This window comes from Pseudomonas syringae group sp. J248-6 (assembly GCF_032586995.1).
Classification (GTDB): Bacteria; Pseudomonadota; Gammaproteobacteria; order Pseudomonadales; family Pseudomonadaceae; genus Aquipseudomonas; species Aquipseudomonas amygdali.
Genome location: NZ_JAWHOP010000027.1, coordinates 37,733 through 58,827 on the forward strand (window position 1 = coordinate 37,733; position 21,095 = coordinate 58,827).

At 58.9% G+C, this 21,095-nt stretch carries 18 protein-coding genes; 7 read left to right on the forward strand and 11 right to left on the reverse strand.

Annotated features, from left to right (window positions below):
• Positions 1-15: 15 nt before the first annotated feature.
• Both rssC and rssB read right to left on the reverse strand, forming a co-directional pair.
• Entirely contained in the window at positions 16-501 is a 486-nt protein-coding gene (gene rssC / locus RYC17_RS23910) for an anti-sigma factor antagonist RssC (protein ID WP_003315067.1), read from the reverse strand.
• Positions 498-1,682: a two-component system response regulator RssB gene (gene rssB / locus RYC17_RS23915; RefSeq protein ID WP_002552897.1), complete on the reverse strand. Its 1,185-nt coding sequence runs from the start codon at positions 1,680-1,682 to the stop codon at positions 498-500. The genes rssC and rssB overlap by 4 nt, the downstream gene beginning before the upstream one ends.
• 267 nt (positions 1,683-1,949) lie before the next feature.
• On the opposite strand from rssB, the gene RYC17_RS23920 reads away from it, so the two are divergent.
• Entirely contained in the window at positions 1,950-2,249 is a 300-nt protein-coding gene (locus tag RYC17_RS23920; protein ID WP_002552896.1) for a PilZ domain-containing protein, read from the forward strand.
• An 88-nt stretch (positions 2,250-2,337) separates the two neighbouring features.
• On the opposite strand, the gene RYC17_RS23925 is transcribed toward RYC17_RS23920, so the two are convergent.
• Positions 2,338-3,039, reverse strand: a complete 702-nt coding sequence (locus tag RYC17_RS23925; RefSeq protein WP_004659844.1) for a VacJ family lipoprotein — start codon at positions 3,037-3,039, stop codon at positions 2,338-2,340.
• Positions 3,040-3,237: 198 nt separating this feature from the next.
• On the opposite strand from RYC17_RS23925, the gene RYC17_RS23930 reads away from it, so the two are divergent.
• Positions 3,238-3,846: an HAD family phosphatase gene (locus RYC17_RS23930; RefSeq protein WP_316904590.1), complete on the forward strand. Its 609-nt coding sequence runs from the start codon at positions 3,238-3,240 to the stop codon at positions 3,844-3,846.
• A 103-nt stretch (positions 3,847-3,949) separates the two neighbouring features.
• Positions 3,950-4,219: a DUF4404 family protein gene (locus tag RYC17_RS23935; protein WP_005744385.1), complete on the forward strand. Its 270-nt coding sequence runs from the start codon at positions 3,950-3,952 to the stop codon at positions 4,217-4,219.
• 255 nt (positions 4,220-4,474) lie between these two features.
• Here RYC17_RS23935 and queF read toward each other — a convergent pair whose 3' ends face one another.
• The 4 genes from queF to RYC17_RS23955 all read right to left on the reverse strand — a co-directional run bounded on the left by queF (position 4,475) and on the right by RYC17_RS23955 (position 8,698).
• Positions 4,475-5,305 (reverse strand): NADPH-dependent 7-cyano-7-deazaguanine reductase QueF, encoded by an 831-nt coding sequence (queF, locus tag RYC17_RS23940; RefSeq protein ID WP_057401587.1) that lies wholly within the window; start codon positions 5,303-5,305, stop codon positions 4,475-4,477.
• Positions 5,306-5,435: 130 nt separating this feature from the next.
• Positions 5,436-6,680, reverse strand: coding sequence for a lipoprotein-releasing ABC transporter permease subunit (locus RYC17_RS23945; RefSeq protein ID WP_058409713.1), 1,245 nt, complete (start codon positions 6,678-6,680; stop codon positions 5,436-5,438).
• Between the two features lie 76 nt (positions 6,681-6,756).
• Positions 6,757-7,440 carry a lipoprotein-releasing ABC transporter ATP-binding protein LolD gene (gene lolD, locus RYC17_RS23950; RefSeq protein ID WP_011168252.1) on the reverse strand — a complete coding sequence of 228 codons (684 nt, stop codon included), beginning with the start codon at positions 7,438-7,440 and terminating at the stop codon, positions 6,757-6,759.
• 7 nt (positions 7,441-7,447) lie between these two features.
• Complete coding sequence (locus RYC17_RS23955) at positions 7,448-8,698, reverse strand: lipoprotein-releasing ABC transporter permease subunit (RefSeq protein ID WP_316904591.1); 1,251 nt, start codon at positions 8,696-8,698, stop codon at positions 7,448-7,450.
• 102 nt (positions 8,699-8,800) lie between these two features.
• Between RYC17_RS23955 and RYC17_RS23960 the strand changes: the two genes are divergently transcribed.
• On the forward strand, positions 8,801-9,388 hold the full coding sequence (locus RYC17_RS23960) for a PilZ domain-containing protein (protein WP_316904592.1): 588 nt from the start codon (positions 8,801-8,803) through the stop codon (positions 9,386-9,388).
• Between the two features lie 71 nt (positions 9,389-9,459).
• Positions 9,460-10,182: a glycerophosphodiester phosphodiesterase gene (locus tag RYC17_RS23965; protein WP_010203821.1), complete on the forward strand. Its 723-nt coding sequence runs from the start codon at positions 9,460-9,462 to the stop codon at positions 10,180-10,182.
• 42 nt (positions 10,183-10,224) lie between these two features.
• Here RYC17_RS23965 and sthA read toward each other — a convergent pair whose 3' ends face one another.
• Together sthA and RYC17_RS23975 are read right to left on the reverse strand one after the other, a co-directional pair.
• Positions 10,225-11,619: a Si-specific NAD(P)(+) transhydrogenase gene (gene sthA / locus RYC17_RS23970; protein ID WP_002552886.1), complete on the reverse strand. Its 1,395-nt coding sequence runs from the start codon at positions 11,617-11,619 to the stop codon at positions 10,225-10,227.
• A 166-nt stretch (positions 11,620-11,785) separates the two neighbouring features.
• A complete protein-coding gene (locus tag RYC17_RS23975) occupies positions 11,786-12,808 on the reverse strand; it encodes an FAD:protein FMN transferase (RefSeq protein WP_316904593.1) in 1,023 nt (340 codons plus the stop codon).
• A 387-nt stretch (positions 12,809-13,195) separates the two neighbouring features.
• Between RYC17_RS23975 and RYC17_RS23980 the strand changes: the two genes are divergently transcribed.
• Positions 13,196-14,488, forward strand: a complete 1,293-nt coding sequence (locus tag RYC17_RS23980) for an MFS transporter (RefSeq protein ID WP_230018134.1) — start codon at positions 13,196-13,198, stop codon at positions 14,486-14,488.
• Positions 14,489-14,571: 83 nt separating this feature from the next.
• Here the strand turns inward: RYC17_RS23980 and RYC17_RS23985 are convergent, their stop codons facing one another.
• Both RYC17_RS23985 and RYC17_RS23990 read right to left on the reverse strand, forming a co-directional pair.
• Positions 14,572-15,834 carry an MFS transporter gene (locus RYC17_RS23985; protein WP_316904594.1) on the reverse strand — a complete coding sequence of 421 codons (1,263 nt, stop codon included), beginning with the start codon at positions 15,832-15,834 and terminating at the stop codon, positions 14,572-14,574.
• Positions 15,835-15,980: 146 nt separating this feature from the next.
• Positions 15,981-17,444: a glyceraldehyde-3-phosphate dehydrogenase gene (locus RYC17_RS23990; RefSeq protein ID WP_219171208.1), complete on the reverse strand. Its 1,464-nt coding sequence runs from the start codon at positions 17,442-17,444 to the stop codon at positions 15,981-15,983.
• 190 nt (positions 17,445-17,634) lie between these two features.
• Here RYC17_RS23990 and mfd point away from each other — a divergent pair, with 190 nt between their 5' ends.
• Positions 17,635-21,087, forward strand: a complete 3,453-nt coding sequence (mfd, locus tag RYC17_RS23995; RefSeq protein ID WP_058409718.1) for a transcription-repair coupling factor — start codon at positions 17,635-17,637, stop codon at positions 21,085-21,087.
• Positions 21,088-21,095: the final 8 nt, after the last annotated feature.

Here is a 21,095-nt window from a genome sequence, read left to right on the forward strand (position 1 = left end):
AGACGCCAATGGTGCCTAGCGCTGACCTTCCAGTGCATTGACCAGATCGTGGAAGGCTTCACGATTCGAGTCGTTAAGGCCCATGAGGATCTTGTGCGCCTCAAGTACCTTGGCCTTGACCACTTCCTCACACTGATCCTGCGACGGCAGGTCAGTCAGGCACTCAGGCCGCGGCAGAGGCCGGTCAACAATGTTGAACACCTGATCGAAGCCCATCGACTGCAACAGCCGCGTGATGTCCTCGTGAGTGGTCACGAGAGTCGGCAACAGCCCGACCTTCTGACGCGACAGGATCGAAAGTTTGGCCAGCAAGCCAAGCGTGGTGCTGTCAATGCTGCGCGTCTCGGTAAGGTCGATGACCACCGCCGAAAAATTCAACGCAGTGAAGATACGCTCGATAGTCGCATCCAGGGCCGAACACAGCGTCAACCGCACTTCACCCACGAACTTGAGAACGAAGGTGCCTTCCTGCTCGGCGAACTGGATTCTACCGGTACTCATTCAAGATTCCTGCTTAACACTAACAAGGCGATATCATCCGGCATCTCCCCTAGCGTTGCCAATTCAAAAACCCGCTGCAAGCCATCCAGGCTGCCGCCCGCCGTCTTGACCAACTCGGGAAGGACGGCTTCTTTCTCTTTGAGTGTATCACCGGGCAACAGATCCAGTATGCCATCAGACAGCATGGTCAGACTGAAGGATGCTGGCAGGTCGATTTCGTGATCCTGATAGGTCGCTTCGTTGAACAAACCGACCGGAAGCCCACGGCCTTCCAGATAACGCGCCTGCCCTTCGGAATACAACACCGGCAGCGGCAGATGACCACCCACGGCGTATGTCAGTTTACCTGACTCTTCATCAATGACACCGCCGACCATCGTAACGTGCTTGCCCAGTTTGCAACTGATAAGCCCGCGGTTGATATGCCCCAGCACATCCGACGGTTTGAATTCCGGCAGCGTTCCGCCGCGCCTGGACTCAAACAGCAGCCGCGTGGTCATGAACTTCAGCAGCACCGTGATGAATGCCGATGAAGCACCGTGACCTGAAACATCTGCCAGATAGAAGGCAACACGCCGTTCGTCGACCCTGAAGTAATCGACAAAATCGCCGGACAGATACAACGACGGAATGATCTGGTGCGCAAACTTGAACTCGTCAATCGACCACGGGGTGATCGGCAACATGTTCATCTGCACTTGCCGGCCGGCATCCTGGTCTTCCTGCAACAGGTGAAGACTGGCTTCGAGTTCGCGATTGGCCTTTTCCAGCTTTTCGCGGTAGACCTGGTTTTCAGTGAGCAGACGAGCCCTGTCCAGCGCCCGACGCACTGAATGCTCCAGCACGGCAAGATCTTCAAGGGGCTTGATCAGATAATCGGCAGCGCCGAGGCGCAAGGCCTCTACCGCATCGCTCATCACGCCCGCACCGGATACAACGATGACAGGCGTCTGCGGAGCAATGGCGGTGACCTGACGGATCAGCTCAAGCCCGCCCATCTGAGGCATGCGCAGATCGCAGACCACCAGATCGGGGTTCTCTTGCTCGAACATCTGAATTCCCTGCAAGCCATTACTCGCTTGCAGAACGCTGAAGCCACTGTCTTCAAGGTAGGCGGCAAGGCTCGCGCGCACTACGTCGTCGTCATCGATAATCAGCAGCTTGGCACTGGTTTTTGGCATGGGGGCAAACGGCGCCAGATCAGGTTGGCGTAGGCGGCCCGGTGTTTCCGGAACCAGCTTACTGGATTCGCTTCTAGCCTCTCCGTAATAACACGCGACAACTGGATGTGCGTGGCGTGTCTCAGAGGTGCCCTTCAAGGCGCAGACGGTACTCCCATCCGACGGGTGTTTCAAGCATGCTCCTATCCTCACTTTGCGCTCTTTACATCGCAAATCACCCGGAGTTATAAGAACTCACAAATCAGCAACTAAAACGAAGGACTGTACATGAGTGGAAATGATCGCAACTACGAGGAAAAGCGGGATTACATCCGCATGCGCGTCGAAGCAGACGTCAACCTGATCCACGCGGGCCAGGTGATTCCCGCCGTATGCATTGACCTTTCCAGCTCAGGCATGCAGGTCCAGGCACCACGCTCATTCCAGGTCGGGGACAAGCTTAGCGTGAGCATCGACTCTGATCATCCTGCGCTCAAGGGACTTGAGGCCGAAACCGAGGTGGTGTGGGTCAATGACGAAGAAGGCGGCGGACAGAAACTGGGGCTTTCCATCGTCTCGATGCGCTGACTGCAGGCGGAATTACTTCACACTTTCAAAAAATAATAAAGGCGACCCAGGGTCGCCTTTATTGATTCATGCAGATGCAAAGTGTCGATTAAAAATCGTCTTCGACCTTTCCGTCCTTGACCTTGAACTCGCGGTTCTGCAGGTATGCGTTACGGATGAAGGTGTAACGATCACCGCTGACCATACGCTCGGCAGACAGCAGGCTGGCACGTGTATCGATCAGATTCACGCCCAGCGCCGTGTTACGGGTCGGCACATGATCGATGTAGCGGTATGGAGACGTGTAGGTGTCCGGGTATTTGGCGAAGGCATCACGCACGGTGCTTGGACCCAGCAGCGGAATCACCACGAACGGGCCGCTCGGCACACCCCAGTAGCCCAGTGTCTGGCCAAAATCTTCATCGTTGCGTTGCAGGCCCATGCGGGTACCCACGTCGATGAAGCCCAGCAGCCCGAACGTGGTGTTGACGATCAGACGCGCAGTGTCGACACCGGCCGCTTCAGGCTTGGCTTGCAGCACGTTGTTCGCCAGGTTGCCGACATCGCCGATGTTGTTGAAGAAGTTATGGATACCGTCTTCGACAAATTGCGGCGCGATGTACTGATAACCCTTCGCCAGCGGCTTGAGCGTGTAAGCGTCGAGGGTATCGTTGAAGCTGAAAATGGAGCGGTTGATGCCTTCCCATGGGTCATCTTCGGCGGCCTGAACAGCTACCGGAACCAGCGCAATGCCGGCACAGAGGGACAATTGCAGCAAACGCTTGATAAAGCCTGCACCGGTCACGGGCATAGCTGACACTCCTGATCGAGATATCGAAATAATGACGCGGGTGCTACGCCCCACACGCTAGGACAGGGAGTATAAAGCCTTCTGTCATGAATAAGGCAGGTCTGTCAGCAAAGGGTTCCGGATAAACCCCGTCATCGCACATTCATTGAAGTGTCACAAAATACCGGTAGCGTTTCTGGATATTTCAGAGAGTTCCTCATGCTCGCGCCGGTCCTCACGCCCCTGCCAACCTTTCCCGCCCTGCTGTTCGGCCTTAGTGGCTGTCTGGTGGACTTCGGTGCACAGGCCGCGACCTTGCTTGCACCAGGCCATGAGCACACGCAGCTCACACCTGGCGCAAAGGATATTCTGCGGACTCTGCGTGATCAGGGAATGCCTTGCGCCTGGCTTGACGAGCTGCCTGAAACCGTCAGCGCTACGCTGGCTGAGCCAGTAAGTGACTGGATGATTCCCGCCCCTCGCCCAACCGCCAAATGGCCCGCCCCGGATGCTTGCTGGATGGCGCTGATGGCCCTGAAGGTCAGCCAGCTGGATGGCTGCGTGCTGATCAGCGGCGACCCACGCCTGTTGCAGTCCGGGCTGAATGCCGGGCTGTGGACCATTGGCCTGGCGTCTTGCGGGCCACTGTGCGGACTTTCGCCTTCGCAATGGCAGGCACTGAGTGACGCCGAACGCGAGCAGCGACGCGCGCAGGCCACGCTCAAACTCTATTCGATGGGTGTGCACTCGGTCATTGATCACCTTGGCGATCTGGAGTCCTGCCTGGCCGATATCGCATTACGCCGCAGCAAAGGTGAAAAACCCTGATACACGTGCAGCCAGGCACTGACTGGATTAGTCTTGAGTGATCATGGACCTTTAGCTCTTCGGCGAAGTCCATGAGACAGACTTATCAATCAAGGAGCACGTCATGCCCGCCCGCGAACTGCAAGAACAACTCAACACCCTGCGCGAGCAACTGGAGCATAACCCGCCGCTTTCAGAGTCTGAGCGGGAAAACCTGCACGAACTCATGCAACAAATCGAAACTAAAATTCAGCTGGAACACGCCACTCATGAACAGGACAGCAGTCTGGCTGACGGCGTGAACCTGGCCGTCGAGCGTTTCGAGCTGGAGCATCCGACCATCGCTGGCACCTTGCGCAACATCGTGCAGACGCTGGGCAATATCGGAGTCTGATTAGGGAATGCCGCTCTGCTGGCTCTGCGTCCGGCCGCTGATGCATGGTGAGGCGTAGAGTTGTGACGCAGAGCGTCACCCAATGCATGCCGACGCGGGGCGTCGGCACGATAATCCTGAACCTGGAAATATCAGTCAGTGGGTAACGACGCGCTGCATCGGCACTGATGGACACAGACAACTATCGTTCCACACGCTCCGCGTGGGAATGCCGTTCCGGACGCTCTGCGTCCACGCCCTTGGCGGCAGACGCTGCTACTGCCGCGCCAGCCTGCGATTATTCACGTCCAGCGTTTCTGTGCTGCGATACGGGTTGATATCCAGACCACCGCGGCGCACGTAGCGTGCATAAACCGTCAGTTTTTCCGGTTTGAGCAAACGCTGCAGGTCGAGGAAGATTCTTTCCACACACTGCTCGTGAAAGTCCGAATGCTGGCGGAAGCTGACGATATACGCCAACAGGCTGCTGTGATCCAGCGCCGCACCGCGATACTCGACCACTACACTGCCCCAGTCGGGCTGACTGGTGACCGGGCAGTTGGATTTGAGCAAATGACTGTGCACGCTCTCTTCGATAATTCGCGACTCATCGCAGCGCAGCAGCTCAGGCTGAGGGCGATCGTAGCTACTGACCGTGATATCCAGATCGTCGATGCAGACGCCCGGCAAAGTCGCCACACCCTCCCCCTCAATGTCGCTCAGGCTGCGAATGCGCACGCCAACCGGCTTGCCGGCCGCAGCTGACAGATCCTGCTCAAGGGTTGCCTGCACCTGCTCAACGGCAGCGAAGGCGGTCTGATTCAACGAGTTGAGGTACAGCTTGAAGGACTTCGATTCGATGATGTTCGGCGAATCGGCCGGAATGCTGAACTCGGCAATGGCCACCACTGGTTTGCCGGACGGCAGCAGCCAGGACAACTCGTAACAATTCCAGAAATCGACACCCTGATAAGGCAGCGTCTGAGCCGTCAGCCCAAGCTCCGCCCACTTTGCAGCACGGGGGATCGGGAACAGCAAAGATGGCGTATAGGTGGCGATGTACTCACTGGACTTGCCCAGCGGCGAGTGTTCGGCTGCGGGATGCATGGCGATACCTGGATCATGAATTAACGCGGCGAGTTTATAGCGTTTGCGCAGGGCTTTCAGCGAAAATCCGCTTCAGCCCGCAGCCGTCGCGGGCCGCAATGCAGCCTCGACGAGGGCGACCCGGTTCTGATCACTCATAACGCAATGCATGCGCAGGCTGGATCTGCGCGGCGCGCCAGGCTGGATAGATCGTGGCCAGAAAGCTCAGGATAAAACCGGCACTGCAGATCAGCAGCACATCGCCGCCCTGCAATTGGGAAGGCAGGTTGCTGATGAAGTACACGTCGGAACTGAAGATGTGCTGACCACTGACCCGCTCGACCCAACCGACCAGACTGCTGACGTTCAGCGCGGCAATAATGCCCAGCACGCCGCCGATCAGGGTGCCTACAATACCGATCACCGTGCCCTGGACCATGAAGATCGCCATGATTTGCCGGGGCGTGGCGCCGATGGTACGCAGAATGGCGATGTCCGCGCCCTTGTCATTGACCACCATGATCAGCGTGGCAATGATGTTGAACGCCGCAACCGCAACGATCATCAACAGCAAAAGGCCGATCATGGTCTTTTCCATTTTCATGGCGCTGAACAGGCTGCCCTGAGTGTGGGTCCAGTCATCGGCGTGATACCCGGCACCCAGACCGACAGCAATGGCTGTGGACACCTGAGGCGCCTTGTAAAGGTCCTTGAGCGCCAGTCGCACGCCTTGAACCTGATTGGGTTGCCAGCGTTGCATCTGCGCGGCGTCGGCAATGTTGATCAAGCCCATCGAGCCGTCCAGCTCGGCACCGACCTTGAAAATACCCACGACGGTCAGACGTTGCAGGCGCGGCGTGATGCCGCCCGGCGCACTGCTGACTTCCGGTACGATCAGGGTCAGTTTGTCGCCGATGCTCAGGCGAAAGCGGCGCGCGGTTATATCGCCAAGTACCACACCAAATTCGCCCGGCTTCAGGTCTTCAAGACTTCCACGCGTAATGTGTTGAGTGACGATCGACACCTCATGCTCCAGCGCCGGGTCAACGCCGCTGATCTGGATCGGCTGCATCGAGCCCTTGTAGGACAGCATGCCTTCCATGTCGGTAAACGGTACAGCAGCGGTGACTTCAGAATTTTTCAACGCAGCGTCGGCCAGCGGTTTCCAGTCATCCACCGGTGTGGCACCGGCGATAACCGCATGCGGCACCATGCCCAGGATTCGCGAACTCATTTCCCGCTGGAAACCGTTCATGACCGACAGCACCACGATCATTGCCAGCACACCGAGTGCCAGCCCGATCATCGAGGTCATCGAAATGAACGAGATGAAGCTTTTGCGGCGTTTGGCGCGGGTATAGCGCATGCCGATGAAGATGGGTAACGGTCTGAACATTCGCGAAGCACCGTGGGAAAAAACACCGTATAAAAACGTAGAGCCCGACGCGATGAATTGCGCCGGGCCGGGTCAATCAGGCCTCGACGAGGCGGCCGTCTTCCAGACGCAGGACGCGGTCCATTTGTCTGGCAAGGCTCATGTCGTGGGTCACGATCAGAAACGCCGTGCGCGATGACGTGCTCAACTCACGCATCAGGTCCTGAATGCCCTGCGCGGTGTGGTGATCGAGGTTGCCGGTCGGCTCGTCAAGCATCACCAGACCTGGCTGATTGATCAAGGCACGAGCAATGGCCACACGCTGCCGCTCGCCACCGGAAAGCTCCGAAGGCTTGTGCGCCAGACGATGGCCGAGGCCGACACGTTCGAGCAACGCGGTGGAGCGTTTACGGGCCTCGGGTATCGCCGTACGGCCGATCAGCAAGGGCATGCAGACGTTTTCCAGCGCTGTGAATTCGGGCAGCAAATGGTGGAACTGGTAGACAAAACCCAACGCGCGGTTACGCAGCAGGCCACGCGCCTTTTCGCCCAGCGCCGACAATTCTTCGCCCGCCAGCCAGACACTGCCTTCGGAAGGTGTGTCCAGACCGCCCAGAAGATTGAGCAAAGTACTTTTGCCCGACCCCGAACTGCCGACAATCGCGACCCGCTCACCGGGATGCAGCTCCAGTTGCAGACCGGACAACACCACGACCGACTCCGGGCCTTCCTCGTAGGATTTACCCAGGTTGCGGCAACTCAATACTGCTTTATCAGACATGCCCGACTCACTCATAACGTAACGCCTCCGCCGGCTGGGTGCGCGCAGCACGCCAGGCGGGATACAGGGTGGCGAGGAAACTCAGGACCAACGCCGCACCGCAGACCTGGAACACGTCCTGGGCCATCAGTTGCGAAGGCAGGTAATCAATGAAATAGACGTCGGCGTTGAGAAACTTGTGGCCAATCAGCCCTTCCAGCGCAGCGATGGCAGCACTGACGTTAAGCGCTGCAAGGATGCCCAGCGCCGCGCCGATCAGCGTGCCGACCACCCCGATCACCGTGCCCTGCACCATGAAGATCGCCATGATCTGCCGTGGTGTCGCGCCCAGTGTGCGCAAAATGGCGATATCGCCCTTCTTGTCATTGACCACCATCACCAGCGTGGAAATGATGTTGAATGCCGCAACGGCCACAATCAGCAGCAGCAACAGGCCAATCATGGCTTTTTCCATGCGGATGGCCTGATAGAGGTTGCCGTGGGTGCGTGTCCAGTCACGGGAATAGAAATTGTTTTCGCCCAGCTTCTGGGCGATTTCCCACGAGGTACGCGGCGCTGCAAACAGATCGTCGAACTTGAGTCGCAAGCCCTGCACCTGATTGGGCTTCCAGCGGTGCAGACGAGCCAGGTCATCGAGGTTGGTCAACCCCAGAAAGCCGTCGATTTCGCCAGCGCCGACATGAAAGATACCGGTCACTTCGAAACGCTTCATGCGTGGGAACATGCCGGCAGGCGTGACAGTTACCTCAGGCGCGACAAAGGTCAGCTTGTCGCCGACCACGACGCCCAGTTTGGCAGCCGCCTTGTCGCCGATCATGATGCCGAAACTGCCGGGAGACAGACTGTCGAGCTGGCCCTGCCTGATGAAGTGGTCAATGATCGAGACCTTGCGCTCCTCGGCCGGGTCGATGCCATTGAGCAGCACCTTCTGAACCTTGCCGTCGTGGGTCAGCAAACCCTGCATCTGAGTGAATGGCGCAACGGCCAGCACCTGCGGGTTTTCCTGAACCTTCGCGGCCAGGCCACGCCAGTCGGTGATCGGGTCAGCCGATTCGATGGTCGCGTGTGGCACCATGCCGAGCACGCGGGTACGCATTTCGTGATCGAAGCCATTCATCACCGATAACACGACTATCATCACTACCACGCCGAGGGCGAGGCCGATCATGGACGTCAGGGAGATGAACGAAACAAAATGGTTGTGTCGCTTGGCACGTGTGTAGCGCGTGCCGATAAATACAAAAAGAGGTCTGAACATGTAGGAATTTGTTCGCAGGAATGAGGACGTCCATGTGGCGGGCCTTGACGTGCAGCTTTACACTCGAAACTCTCAGACCACCGCCGCTAGCTTGGGTTCGCCATGTCGACATTAGATGAAGCAGGACGCCGCGAATACTACCGTATCGACGACAGCGTCGCACTGGAAATTAACCCCCTGTCCGGTGCCGACCAGGCAAGTCAGGACGCCATGCAGGACACCTCGACACTGTTCGACCTGCTCAGCGAGCTGCACGTCAGCGAGTTCGAATCGCAGCATTTGATGCGCCAACTCGACGAGCGCGACCGGGTGCTGAACAGTTTTCTCAAGTCGCTGAGCAAGCGCATCGACCTGCTGAGCGAAGTGGTTGCACATACGGCGCTGGGCAAACTGGGCGCTCCGCAGCCGGTAAAACTGTCCGAAGGCGGCATTCAATTCAATTCGCAACAAGGTTTTGCCGTGGGCGAACAGCTGTCGCTCAAGATGGTGCTGATGCCTCAGGCAGCAGGGCTGATGCTGCGCGCAAGGGTCAGCCAGTGCGATGCACGGCCAGATGGCGGTTTTGACATCAGCACCGACTTCGTCAACCTGCCGGACGCTCAACGCCAATTGCTCGCACGTCACGTGCTGCAGCGTCAGGCTCAGCATCGACGTCAGGCCCTTGAACAGGGTCAGCCATCCGGCAATTGAGTTTCCGGGATGCTTGGTTTCACCTCATCATTTCATATCAGCAGTGGGTGCCTTAACGGCCAGGAGTAAACGTGACCCTTATCTACGGCCACCGCGGCGCCAAGGGCGAAGCACCGGAAAACACCCTGGTCAGCTTCCAGGAATGCATCAAGCACGGCGTGCGCCGCTGTGAACTGGACCTGCATCTGTCACTGGACGGAGAGTTGATGGTCATTCACGACCCTACCCTCAAGCGCACCACCGACCGACGCGGCAAGGTCAATGAGCATCTGGCCGCCGACCTGGTGACCTATGACGCGCGCAAAGGTGGCCCCGGCTGGGTCTCGCCCTGCCCGATTCCGCGCCTTGAAGAGTTGTTCGAGCAATGCGATTTCGAGCACTGGCAACTGGAAGTCAAAAGCGCTTCGCGCACCCGCGCCGCCAACACCGTGCTGGCCATTCGTGAAATGGCTCAGCGTCATGGCTTGCTCGACAAGGTCACCATCACCTCCAGCTCTCGTGAAGTGCTGCGCGCCGCCCTCGACCTGACGCCGGACATCTCGCGCGGGCTGGTGGCCGAGTACGCCTGGCTCGACCCGTTGAAAGTCGCGCAAAGCTACGGCTGTGAAATTCTGGCATTGAACTGGACACTGTGTACCCCGGAGCGCCTGCAGAAAGCACAGCGTCAGGGCCTGCATGTGTCTGTGTGGACAGTCAACGAGCCTGCACTGATGCGCAGGCTCGCTGATTTCGGCGTCGACAGCCTGATTACAGACTTTCCCGGTTTGGCCACCGCCACGCTCGGGAGTCGCTGAAATCGGTCTCCCCGGCCGGCTCAGGCCACCGGCCGGAGTCGCTTAAAAAAGCCGGTTGAGACCGTCGTATGCCGCTACCCGATAGGCTTCGGCCATGGTCGGGTAGTTGAACGTGGTGTTGACGAAGTACTTCATGGTGTTCGCTTCGCCCGGCTGGCTCATGATCGCCTGACCGATGTGCACGATCTCGGACGCCTGGTCACCGAAGCAATGCACGCCCAGCACTTCCAGCGTTTCGCGGTGGAACAGGATCTTCAGCATCCCGACCCGCTCACCGGAAATCTGCGCACGGGCCATACCCTTGAAGAACGCCTTGCCCACTTCGTACGGCACCTTGGCCTGGGTCAGCTCGTGCTCGTTCTTGCCGATCGAACTGATCTCCGGAATGGTATAGATCCCGGTCGGTACGTCGTTGACATAGCGCCAGCTGCCGTTGTCGACCATGCTGCCAGCCGCCGAGCGGCCCTGATCGTAGGCAGCGCTCGCCAGACTTGGCCAGCCGATAACGTCGCCTGCGCCATAGACATTGGAAACGCTGGTGCGATAGTTCTCGTCCACCTCGATCTGGCCACGACCATTGGCCTTGAGACCAATGTTTTCCAGCCCCAGCTTGTCGGTGTTGCCGGTACGGCCATTGCACCACAGCAAGGCATCTGCCTTGATTTTCTTGCCGGACTTAAGGTGCAGGACAACGCCGTTATCCAGACCTTCGACCTTCTCGTATTCTTCGTTATGGCGAACCATCACGTTGTTGTTGCTGAAGTGATAACTCAATGCCTGAGAGATTTCCGAATCCAGGAAGCTCAGCAACTGGTCACGGTTATCCACCAGCTCGACCAGAACACCCAGACCGCTGAAGATCGAGGCGTATTCACAGCCGATCACGCCCGCGCCATAAATGATCAGCTTACGCGGGGTGTGCCCCAGGCTGAGGATGGTGTCGCTGTCGTAGATGCGCTTGTGACTGAAATCGATGTCGGCCGGACGATAGGGGCGCGAACCGGTGGCGATGATGATCTGGTTGGCCACCAGCTTTTCCACCACACCGTTGGTGCAGACCACGTTGATGCTGGTCTCGTCGGCAAAACTGCCGGTGCCGAAGAACACATCGACACGGTTGCGGGCGTAGTAACTGGTGCGCGAGGCCACCTGCTTGGAAATGACCATTTCGGCGTTTTTCAACACATCCGGAAACGAAAACCAGCGCGGCTCGCCAATGGCCCGGAACATCGGATTGGTGTTGAACTGGATGATCTGCTTGACCGAGTGACGCAGAGCCTTGGACGGAATGGTGCCCAAATGGGTGCAGTTACCGCCCACTTGCCGACGGCTGTCGACCATGGCGACCTTGCGCCCCGCCTTGGCGGCGTTCATTGCCGCGCCTTCTCCGGCAGGGCCGGAACCCAGTACCACTACGTCGTAGTTGTAGACAGCCATGCGTACTCCTTTAAACAGACCGAGGCGCCACTCTGGCATCTCTGGCTAAATCACGCGGCGCAGTCTAGCGCTGCACCGAGGCGGCGAACATTAACCCTTGGTCGCGTCGAAGGCCAATTTTTGTCTGTGCAGAGTGGCAATTGACCGGAAGTTCCGGCCTCTTGACTTACCGCGGCTGCTCCACCGCCAGACGATCAAACGACGCGTTGCTGCGGATGATAAAGCGCTTATCGGCACGAATCACAAAAAAAGCAGGGATTTTATGTTCTTGCGCATAATTCCAGCCGCGCCGCGGGCCGAGAATCAACAGCAGTGAGGAGAGGCCGTCAGCCATCAGCGCCGAGGGATGAATGACCGTCACCGACGCCAGGCTGTGGCTGATCGGCTTACCGGTCAAGGCATCGAGCGTATCGGAAATGCGCCACCCGTCATGGTCGGCGTAACGACGATAGTCGCCCGACGTAGATACGGCGTAGCCCTTCAGCGGAAATACTTTTTGCGTGACATTGCCATCGTCGAGCGGCGCGTCCAGCGTTACTCGCCAGGGCGAACCGTCGGGCTTGAGCCCGCTGACTTTCAGTTCACCCGTGGCTTGCACCAGATAATCGTGCAACCCCAGCTTTTCCATGCGCTCACTGATGCGATCTACCGCATAACCGGCGGCAATACTGTTGAGGTCCACTTGCACAGCGTCGCTTTTGCACAACTGCTGCCCGACGACACGCAGACCGCGATAGCCCACCGTCGCCCGAGTGCGGGCCAACTGGCGCACCAGCGGCATTTGCTCAAACAGTGCATGAGCGCCCAGCCCCCACAGGTCCATCAGCGGCTTCACCGTCAGGTCGAACGCACCATCACTGTCCCGTGACAGCTGCTCGCCAACACCGATCAGTTTCAAAACCGGTTCGGGCATGGTCTGGCAGCTATTGGCAGGCAATGCATTGAAAAGCTCGATATCCGAGTCACTGCGCCAAAGCGACATCTGTTGATCGACTTCGGCCAGAATTGATTCGATCTGCGGGCGCACGACCTCAGGTTCAGGCTGCCCGGAGGCGCGCACGTATACCACTGAATAGTGACTGCCCATGGCCGGCCCGCCAAAGCTCTCCAGCTTGCGTTCCTGGCCGCAACCAGCACACGCCAGCAGCACCAGGCACCCTGCAACCCTGCAAAACCCACGCAAACTCATGCCCCGCACTAAAAAAACCATTCAGAGTGACTTGCCTTCATTGGCAAACAAGACAGAAAACCGTCCATAGCGGCCCACTCGGACCAGGACAGGGCTTCACTCATACGAGGTCGACCAAAATATTGAGTGGTCAGTGTCGGGCTTATGGTTCCCATACAGCATGTCTGTTCATCCGGTTTCATCTAGTTGGTACGCCGTGCACGCATCGACCGGTCATACCTGTCAAGCGTCTGTTAAGTGATAGCAAATCGCCGAAACGGTTGTTTTTGAGCCCTGTTACACATACTGTTACAAATGTGCATCGCCAGTCGCACACACGTAATGGCGATGTAAACGGGATAACAACGACAACGGACTCCAAGCCGACGAGCCTGAGCGAGTAACTAAATGGCCTCCACAACAAGTAAGGGCAAAGCGATCTTTCGCGTTGTCAGCGGTAACTTCCTCGAGATGTTCGATTTCATGGTCTACGGCTTTTACGCCACGGCCATTGCCAAGACATTTTTCCCCTCCGACAGCGCATTCGCTTCGTTGATGCTGTCGCTGGCGACCTTCGGCGCAGGCTTCCTGATGCGCCCCTTGGGCGCGATCTTTCTCGGTGCCTATATCGACCGTCACGGACGTCGCAAGGGCCTGATTATCACCCTCGCGATGATGGCAATGGGCACTTTGCTGATTGCCTGTGTGCCGGGCTACGCCACTCTGGGTGTTGTTGCACCGCTGCTGGTGCTGCTCGGTCGCCTGCTGCAAGGCTTCTCGGCTGGCGTCGAGCTGGGTGGTGTTTCGGTGTACCTCGCTGAAATCTCGACACCGGGTCGCAAAGGTTTCTTCGTCAGCTGGCAGTCCGCCAGTCAACAGGCTGCCGTGGTATTCGCCGGTTTGCTGGGCGTGGGTCTGAACCACTGGCTGAGCCCCGAGCAAATGGGCGAATGGGGCTGGCGCGTGCCGTTCCTGATCGGCTGCCTGATTGTGCCGGCGATCTTCATCATCCGCCGTTCGCTGGAAGAGTCACCGGAGTTCGAAGCCCGCACGCACCGCCCGACACTGCGTGAAGTGGTGCGCTCCATCAGCCAGAACTTTGGCCTGGTGCTGGGCGGCATGGCGCTGGTAGTGATGACCACGGTGTCGTTCTACCTGATTACCGCCTATACCCCGACCTTCGGCAAGAACGAACTGAACCTGACCGACCTGGAAAGCTTGCTGGTGACCGTCTGCGTCGGCGTGTCCAACTTCATCTGGCTGCCGATCATGGGTTCTTTCTCGGATCGCATCGGCCGCAAGCCGCTGTTGATTGCAGCGACCGTGCTGGCCATCGCCACCGCCTACCCTGCCCTGTCGTGGCTGGTCGCACACCCAAGCTTCGGCAATCTGCTGATGGTCGAGTTGTGGTTCTCGTTCCTGTACGGCTCCTACAACGGCGCGATGGTCGTTGCGCTGACCGAGATCATGCCGGTCGAAGTCCGCACCACGGGTTTCTCGCTGGCCTACAGCCTGGCGACCGCGACCTTCGGCGGCTTCACCCCGGCGGCCTGTACTTACCTGATTCACGAATTGGGCAACAAGGCAGCGCCAGGCATCTGGCTGACCGGCGCAGCAGTGCTGGGCTTGATAGCCACGCTGGTGCTGTTCCGCAAAGGCGGACAGAAGCTTGAAGCGCCTGGAGCACCTGCAACCGCTTGATTCATCGCTTGATCAATCAGATGGCTGTAACGGCTAAAAGCAAAACCCCGGTACGAGTTGATCTCGGCCGGGGTTTTGCTTTTTCAGACAGCGCGCCTCCAGGGCCGAAAGCCGAGCCAGAGCAGCACCCCAGGCAATTGCAACGCAATCATTAAACCCAGCGACCACTGATAGGCCTCAAGCGGATGACCGGCACCCTGCACAACCGGCCAAAAGTTGAGCACCACACCCATCAGCCACTGGAGGAAAAACGCGAGCACAAACACCACCAGATTGAAGGAAGAGCTGACCCTGCCCGCCAGCTCCGGTGCAACCGATTGCGCCACAATGGCGTAATTCATGGTGGTCGACGTGCCGAAGAAGCTGAAGCCCATCGCAACAATATAAGGTGACACCGGTAGACCACTGGCCATCAGCATCTGGAAGCCGATGAAGATCACCATGCCAGCGCCACAGACCATGATCGGCTGTACGCCGAACCTGCGTAGATAATCGGTGATCGCGCCGAACGTCAGGGACCCTGCCACCATCGCGATTGCGCCGAACAACAGTACATTGGCCATGCCTGAATCGCTCAGCCCGGCCATGTCACGCAACCACGGCCCCATCCATAGCGACAGTACCGACATATAGATGGCGTGCGCGAACACCGAGTACAACGCCAGACGCCAGAACGTCCACGACGAGTACAGCTTGCCGACCGCAGCGAACATATCGGCGTAGCGAGTATTTTTGCTCTCGTAGGCTTTGGGAACGCTGAGGTGTATGACCACGGCCACACAAAAGGTCAGCAGCGCCAGCGCCAGAAACGCTTCTCGCCAGGTCAGCCAGCTCAGCAACGCATGCAAAGGCGTGGTCGACGCCATCGCGCCCAGCCCGCCAATTGACAGCAGGCAGGCGGTACTCAGCGGCAAACGCTCGATTGGCAACCAGATGGCACACGCCTTGATGGCACTCATCAGCGAACCCGCTACCCCCAGGCCAATCAGACCTCGCCCGATCAACAACCCTGTTTCGCTGCTGGAAATACTGAAGATGACCGAACCGGCGACCGCAAACAACAGCATCGGCGCCTGCACGCTGCGCGGGCCGTAACGATCTAGCATGACGCCGAGGGGAATCTGCGCGGCAGCGAAGGTCAGAAAATACACTCCGGTCAACAACCCCAGGCTGCTCGCGGGCAAACTCAGGTCGGCCTGCAGATCGACATAGATCACCGCATTGACGGTACGAAACAGGTAGGAAACGAAATGCCCAAGACCAAAGGGGACGAAAATCGTCAGAAACAGAAAAAAGAAGCTGCTTTTGAGGTGTTGCTGCGATCCGTCCATGGCCGAACTGCCCATCCTTGACTACTCCGTCATCCAGTAAGGCTGTGCCTGACAGGTTCTCATGACACGCAACAAAACAAAACGGGCCGAAGCCTGCATGCGCAGGGTTCGGCCCGTTTATTTGCTGCCCGGTCAGACCGGGCAGTTCAAGCGTTCAACATTTACTGCGGGAAAGCTGGCGGATTGACGTCTGCCATGTCTTCCATCACGCGAACAACCTGATGGCTGTAGCCGAATTCGTTGTCGTACCAGACGTACAGCACAACGCGGTTATCGTTGACGATGGTGGCTTCGGCATCCACGACACCAGCGTGACGCGAGCCGACGAAGTCGGTGGACACCACTTCCTGCGAGTTCACAAAGTCGATCTGCTTGTGCAGGTCCGAGTGCAGCGCCATGTAGCGCAGGTACTCGTTCATTTCTTCGCGGGTGGTCGGCTTCTCGAGGTTGAGGTTGAGAATGGCCATGGACACGTTCGGCGTTGGAACGCGGATCGCGTTACCGGTCAGTTTTCCGGCCAGCTCAGGCAGCGCCTTCGCCGCAGCGGTGGCTGCTCCGGTTTCGGTGATGACCATGTTCAACGCGGCGCTGCGGCCACGGCGATCGCCCTTGTGGAAGTTGTCGATCAGGTTCTGGTCGTTGGTGTACGAGTGAACGGTTTCAACGTGACCATTGGTGATGCCGAACTTGTCGTTGACAGCCTTGAGCACCGGCACGATGGCGTTGGTGGTGCAGGATGCCGCCGAGACGATTTTGTCATCCGCGGTGATTTCACCGTGGTTGATACCGTGCACGATGTTCTTCAGCTTGCCTTTGCCCGGCGCGGTCAATACCACGCGGTCGATGCCAGGGCAGGCCAGGTGCTGACCCAGACCGTCGGCATCACGCCATACACCGGTGTTGTCCACCAGCAGAGCGTCCTTGATACCGTATTGGGTGTAATCCACCTCGGACGGGTTCTTGGCGTAGATCACCTGAATCAGGTTGCCGTTGGCGGTGATGGTGCTGTTGGCTTCATCAATGGTGATGGTGCCATCGAACGGACCATGTACCGAGTCACGACGCAGCAGGCTGGCACGCTTGACCAGATCGTTTTCCGCGCCTTTGCGGACCACGATGGCACGCAGACGCAGACCGTCGCCACCACCGGTCTTCTCGATCAGGATCCGCGCCAGCAGACGACCGATACGACCGAAACCGTAAAGCACGACATCAGTGCCCTTGCGCGGGCTGGTGCCCTGCTGACCCACTACACCGGCCAGTTCTTCACGTACGAACTGCTCGGGCGTGCGGCCGTTGCCTTCAGTCTTGAACTTCACGGCCAGCTTGCCCAGGTCCACCGAAGCGGCACCCAGTTTGAGCTCGCTCATCGCTTTTACAAGCGGGAACGTCTCGTGTACGGACAACTCAACCGCATCGGACTGACGATGACGCGCAAAGCGGTGAGCTTTGAGAATCGCGATGACTGAACGGTTGATCAGGCTGCGGCCATAGATCGAACTCACCACATTATTATTGCGGTAGAGCTGACCGATGAGCGGGATCATCGCTTCGGCGAGAGCTTCACGATCGATCCATTCACCAAGACACTGGTCGGGCTTCTGAGTCACGGGAACCTTCCACATGTAGGGGCTGAAAAAAGGGGCTACATTATGACCGCGCCTTTGTTTATGAGCAATGCGCGACTGTCATATCAGTGGGCACTACATAATTTTTGCCCGTAAATACGCGGTAACACTCCGGAAAACTGACAGCCACCACCTTCCCCCGTTACAATCGCCGCCCCTGTTGCAACGCCTGGAGCCCGACCTTCCCGTGCCAGTTCTGCGTCTACCGCATCTTTCTGCCGCTGCAGGCAAACAACACTGGGGCAATCTTCCCGGTGCCGCACTGAGCCTGGCCATTGCCGAGGCCGCCAGCGCAGCCAAGCGCTTTACCCTGCTACTGACCGCCGACAGCCAGAGCGCCGAGCGGCTGGAGCAAGAGCTGAAGTTTTTCGCGCCCACGCTGCCGGTTCTGCACTTCCCGGACTGGGAAACCCTGCCCTACGACCTGTTTTCGCCGCACCAGGACATCATTTCCCAGCGCATCGCCAGCCTTTATCGCCTGCCGGAGCTGGAGCATGGCGTTTTGGTAGTACCGATCACGACCGCCCTACACAGACTCGCGCCGACCAAATTCCTGCTCGGCAGCAGCCTGGTGCTGGATGTCGGCCAGAAGCTTGATGTGGAAGCCATGCGCACGCGCCTGGAAGCCAGCGGCTATCGCTACGTGGACACGGTTTACGAGCACGGCGAGTTCACCGTGCGCGGCGCACTGATCGACCTGTTCCCGATGGGCAGCAAGCTGCCGTTCCGTATCGACCTGTTCGACGATGAAATCGAAACCCTGCGCACCTTCGATCCGGACACGCAACGCTCCATCGACAAGGTCGAGTCGGTGCGCTTGTTGCCTGCCCGCGAATTCCCGCTACAGAAAGAAGAAGTCACGCGCTTCAAGGCGCGTTTTCGCGAGCGCTTCGACGTGGACTTCCGGCGCAGCCCGATTTTCCAGGACTTGAGCAGCGGCATCACGCCCGCCGGTATCGAGTACTACATTCCATTGTTCTTCGAGGAAACCTCGACGCTGTTCGATTATCTGCCGCAGGACACTCAGGTGTTTTCCCTGCCGGGTATCGAGCAGGCCGCAGAGAATTTCTGGAACGACGTGCGCAACCGCTATGAAGAACGTCGCGTCGACCCTGCACGACCACTGCTGCCACCGGCCGAGCTGTTCCTGCCGGTGGAAGATTGCTTTGCACGCTTGAAAAACTGGCCGCGCGTGGTGGCCAGCCAGCAGGATGTCGATGCCGGAGCCGGGCGCGAACGCTTCCCGGCCCAGACCCTGCCGGACCTGTCCATTGAAGCCAAGGCCAGCCAGCCATTGGCGGCATTGTCGACATTTCTTGATGACTTCCCCGGTCGCGTGCTGTTTACCGCCGAGTCCGCCGGTCGCCGTGAAGTACTGCTGGAACTGCTTGAACGCCTGAAGCTGCGGCCGAAAACGGTCGACAGCTGGCAGGACTTCGTCGATGGCAAGGACAGGCTGGCAATCACCATCGCCCCGCTGGACGACGGCCTGCTGCTGGAGCAACCGGCACTGGCGCTGGTCGCTGAAAGCCCGCTGTTCGGCCAACGGGTCATGCAGCGCCGCCGCCGCGAAAAGCGCGCCGATGGCGGCAATAACGACGCCGTCATCAAGAACCTGACCGAACTGCGCGAAGGCGCGCCGGTGGTGCACATCGACCATGGCGTTGGCCGCTATCTGGGGCTGGCGACGCTGGAAGTCGAAAACCAGGTCGCCGAATTCCTGATGCTGGCCTACGCCGAGGACGCCAAGCTGTACGTCCCGGTCGCCAACCTGCACCTGATTGCCCGCTACACCGGCAGCGACGACGAAAGCGCGCCGCTGCACCGCCTGGGCTCGGAAACCTGGCAGAAAGCCAAGCGCAAGGCGGCCGAGCAGGTTCGCGACGTGGCTGCCGAGCTGCTGGATATCTACGCACGCCGGGCTGCTCGCGAGGGTTATGCCTTCGCCGACCCGAAAGCCGACTACGCCACCTTCAGCGCGGGCTTCCCGTTCGAAGAAACGCCGGATCAGCAGACCACTATCGAGGCCGTGCGCGCCGACATGCTGGCGCCCAAACCGATGGATCGCCTGGTGTGTGGCGACGTGGGCTTCGGCAAGACCGAAGTGGCCATGCGCGCCGCCTTCATTGCCGTGCACGGCGGGCGTCAGGTGGCCATTCTGGTGCCGACCACCCTGCTCGCCCAGCAGCACTACAACAGCTTTCGCGACCGTTTCGCAGACTGGCCGGTGACGGTCGAAGTGATGAGCCGCTTCAAGTCGGCCAAGGAAGTCAGCGCCGCCGTTGCCGATCTGGCCGAGGGCAAGATCGACATCGTCATCGGTACGCACAAGCTGTTGCAGGATGACGTCAAGATCAAGAATCTCGGTCTGGTGATCATCGACGAAGAACACCGCTTCGGTGTCCGCCAGAAAGAACAGCTCAAGGCACTGCGCAGCGAGGTCGACATTCTGACCCTCACCGCAACGCCGATTCCGCGAACCCTGAACATGGCCGTGTCGGGCATGCGTGATCTGTCGATCATCGCCACGCCACCGGCGCGCAGGCTGTCGGTACGCACCTTCGTCATGGAGCAGAACAAGCCGACCATCAAGGAAGCCCTGCTGCGCGAGTTGCTGCGCGGCGGCCAGGTCTACTACCTGCACAACGACGTCAAAACCATCGAGAAATGCGCGGCGGATCTGGCCGAACTGGTGCCGGAAGCCCGTATCGGCATCGGCCACGGCCAGATGCGCGAGCGCGAACTCGAACAGGTGATGAGCGATTTCTACCACAAGCGCTTCAATGTGCTGATCGCCTCGACCATCATCGAGACCGGCATCGACGTGCCGAGCGCCAACACCATCATCATCGAGCGTGCCGACAAGTTCGGCCTGGCCCAGCTGCACCAGTTGCGCGGCCGCGTCGGACGCAGTCACCACCAGGCCTATGCCTACCTGCTGACCCCGCCGCGCAAGCAAATCACCCCCGACGCCGAAAAGCGTCTGGAAGCGATTGCCAACACCCAGGACCTGGGCGCGGGCTTTGTGCTCGCCACCAATGACCTGGAGATCCGAGGCGCAGGCGAACTGCTCGGGGACGGCCAGAGCGGTCAGATCCAGGCCGTGGGTTTTACCCTGTACATGGAAATGCTCGAGCGCGCGGTCAAGTCGATTCGCAAGGGCGAACAGCCCAATCTCGATCAACCGTTGGGCGGCGGACCGGAAATCAACCTGCGCGTACCGGCACTCATTCCGGAAGCCTACCTGCCGGATGTGCACACCCGCCTGATTCTCTACAAGCGCATCGCCAACGCAGCAGACGAAGAGGCGTTGAAAGACTTGCAGGTAGAAATGATCGACCGCTTCGGCCTGTTGCCGGAGCCGACCAAGAACCTGGTGCGCATCACGCTGCTCAAACTGCACGCCGAACAGCTGGGTATCAAGAAAATCGACGGCGGCCCGCAAGGTGGCCGCATCGAATTCGCGACCGAGACTCCGGTTGAGCCGCTGACCCTGATCAAGCTGATCCAGAGCCAGCCCAACCGTTACAAGTTCGAAGGTGCCACGCTGTTCAAATTCCTGGTCCCCATGGAGCGCCCGGAAGAGCGTTTCAATACCATCGAAGCGCTGCTTGAGCGCCTGACCCCGAAAACTGCTTGAAGGATTCA

Coding starts and splice junctions, on each gene's coding strand:
- RYC17_RS23925 (WP_004659844.1), bottom strand. CDS start 3,039: ATGCCCGTGACCGGTGCAGGCTTTATCAAGCGTTTGCTGCAATTGTCC.
- RYC17_RS23920 (WP_002552896.1), top strand. CDS start 1,950: ATGAGTGGAAATGATCGCAACTACGAGGAAAAGCGGGATTACATCCGC.
- RYC17_RS23980 (WP_230018134.1), top strand. CDS start 13,196: ATGGCCTCCACAACAAGTAAGGGCAAAGCGATCTTTCGCGTTGTCAGC.
- RYC17_RS23930 (WP_316904590.1), top strand. CDS start 3,238: ATGCTCGCGCCGGTCCTCACGCCCCTGCCAACCTTTCCCGCCCTGCTG.
- RYC17_RS23955 (WP_316904591.1), bottom strand. CDS start 8,698: ATGTTCAGACCTCTTTTTGTATTTATCGGCACGCGCTACACACGTGCC.
- queF (WP_057401587.1), bottom strand. CDS start 5,305: ATGCATCCCGCAGCCGAACACTCGCCGCTGGGCAAGTCCAGTGAGTAC.
- RYC17_RS23990 (WP_219171208.1), bottom strand. CDS start 17,444: ATGTGGAAGGTTCCCGTGACTCAGAAGCCCGACCAGTGTCTTGGTGAA.
- RYC17_RS23960 (WP_316904592.1), top strand. CDS start 8,801: ATGTCGACATTAGATGAAGCAGGACGCCGCGAATACTACCGTATCGAC.
- lolD (WP_011168252.1), bottom strand. CDS start 7,440: ATGTCTGATAAAGCAGTATTGAGTTGCCGCAACCTGGGTAAATCCTAC.
- sthA (WP_002552886.1), bottom strand. CDS start 11,619: ATGGCTGTCTACAACTACGACGTAGTGGTACTGGGTTCCGGCCCTGCC.
- RYC17_RS23975 (WP_316904593.1), bottom strand. CDS start 12,808: ATGAGTTTGCGTGGGTTTTGCAGGGTTGCAGGGTGCCTGGTGCTGCTG.
- RYC17_RS23935 (WP_005744385.1), top strand. CDS start 3,950: ATGCCCGCCCGCGAACTGCAAGAACAACTCAACACCCTGCGCGAGCAA.
- rssB (WP_002552897.1), bottom strand. CDS start 1,682: ATGCCAAAAACCAGTGCCAAGCTGCTGATTATCGATGACGACGACGTA.
- RYC17_RS23985 (WP_316904594.1), bottom strand. CDS start 15,834: ATGGGCAGTTCGGCCATGGACGGATCGCAGCAACACCTCAAAAGCAGC.
- RYC17_RS23945 (WP_058409713.1), bottom strand. CDS start 6,680: ATGTTCAGACCGTTACCCATCTTCATCGGCATGCGCTATACCCGCGCC.
- rssC (WP_003315067.1), bottom strand. CDS start 501: ATGAGTACCGGTAGAATCCAGTTCGCCGAGCAGGAAGGCACCTTCGTT.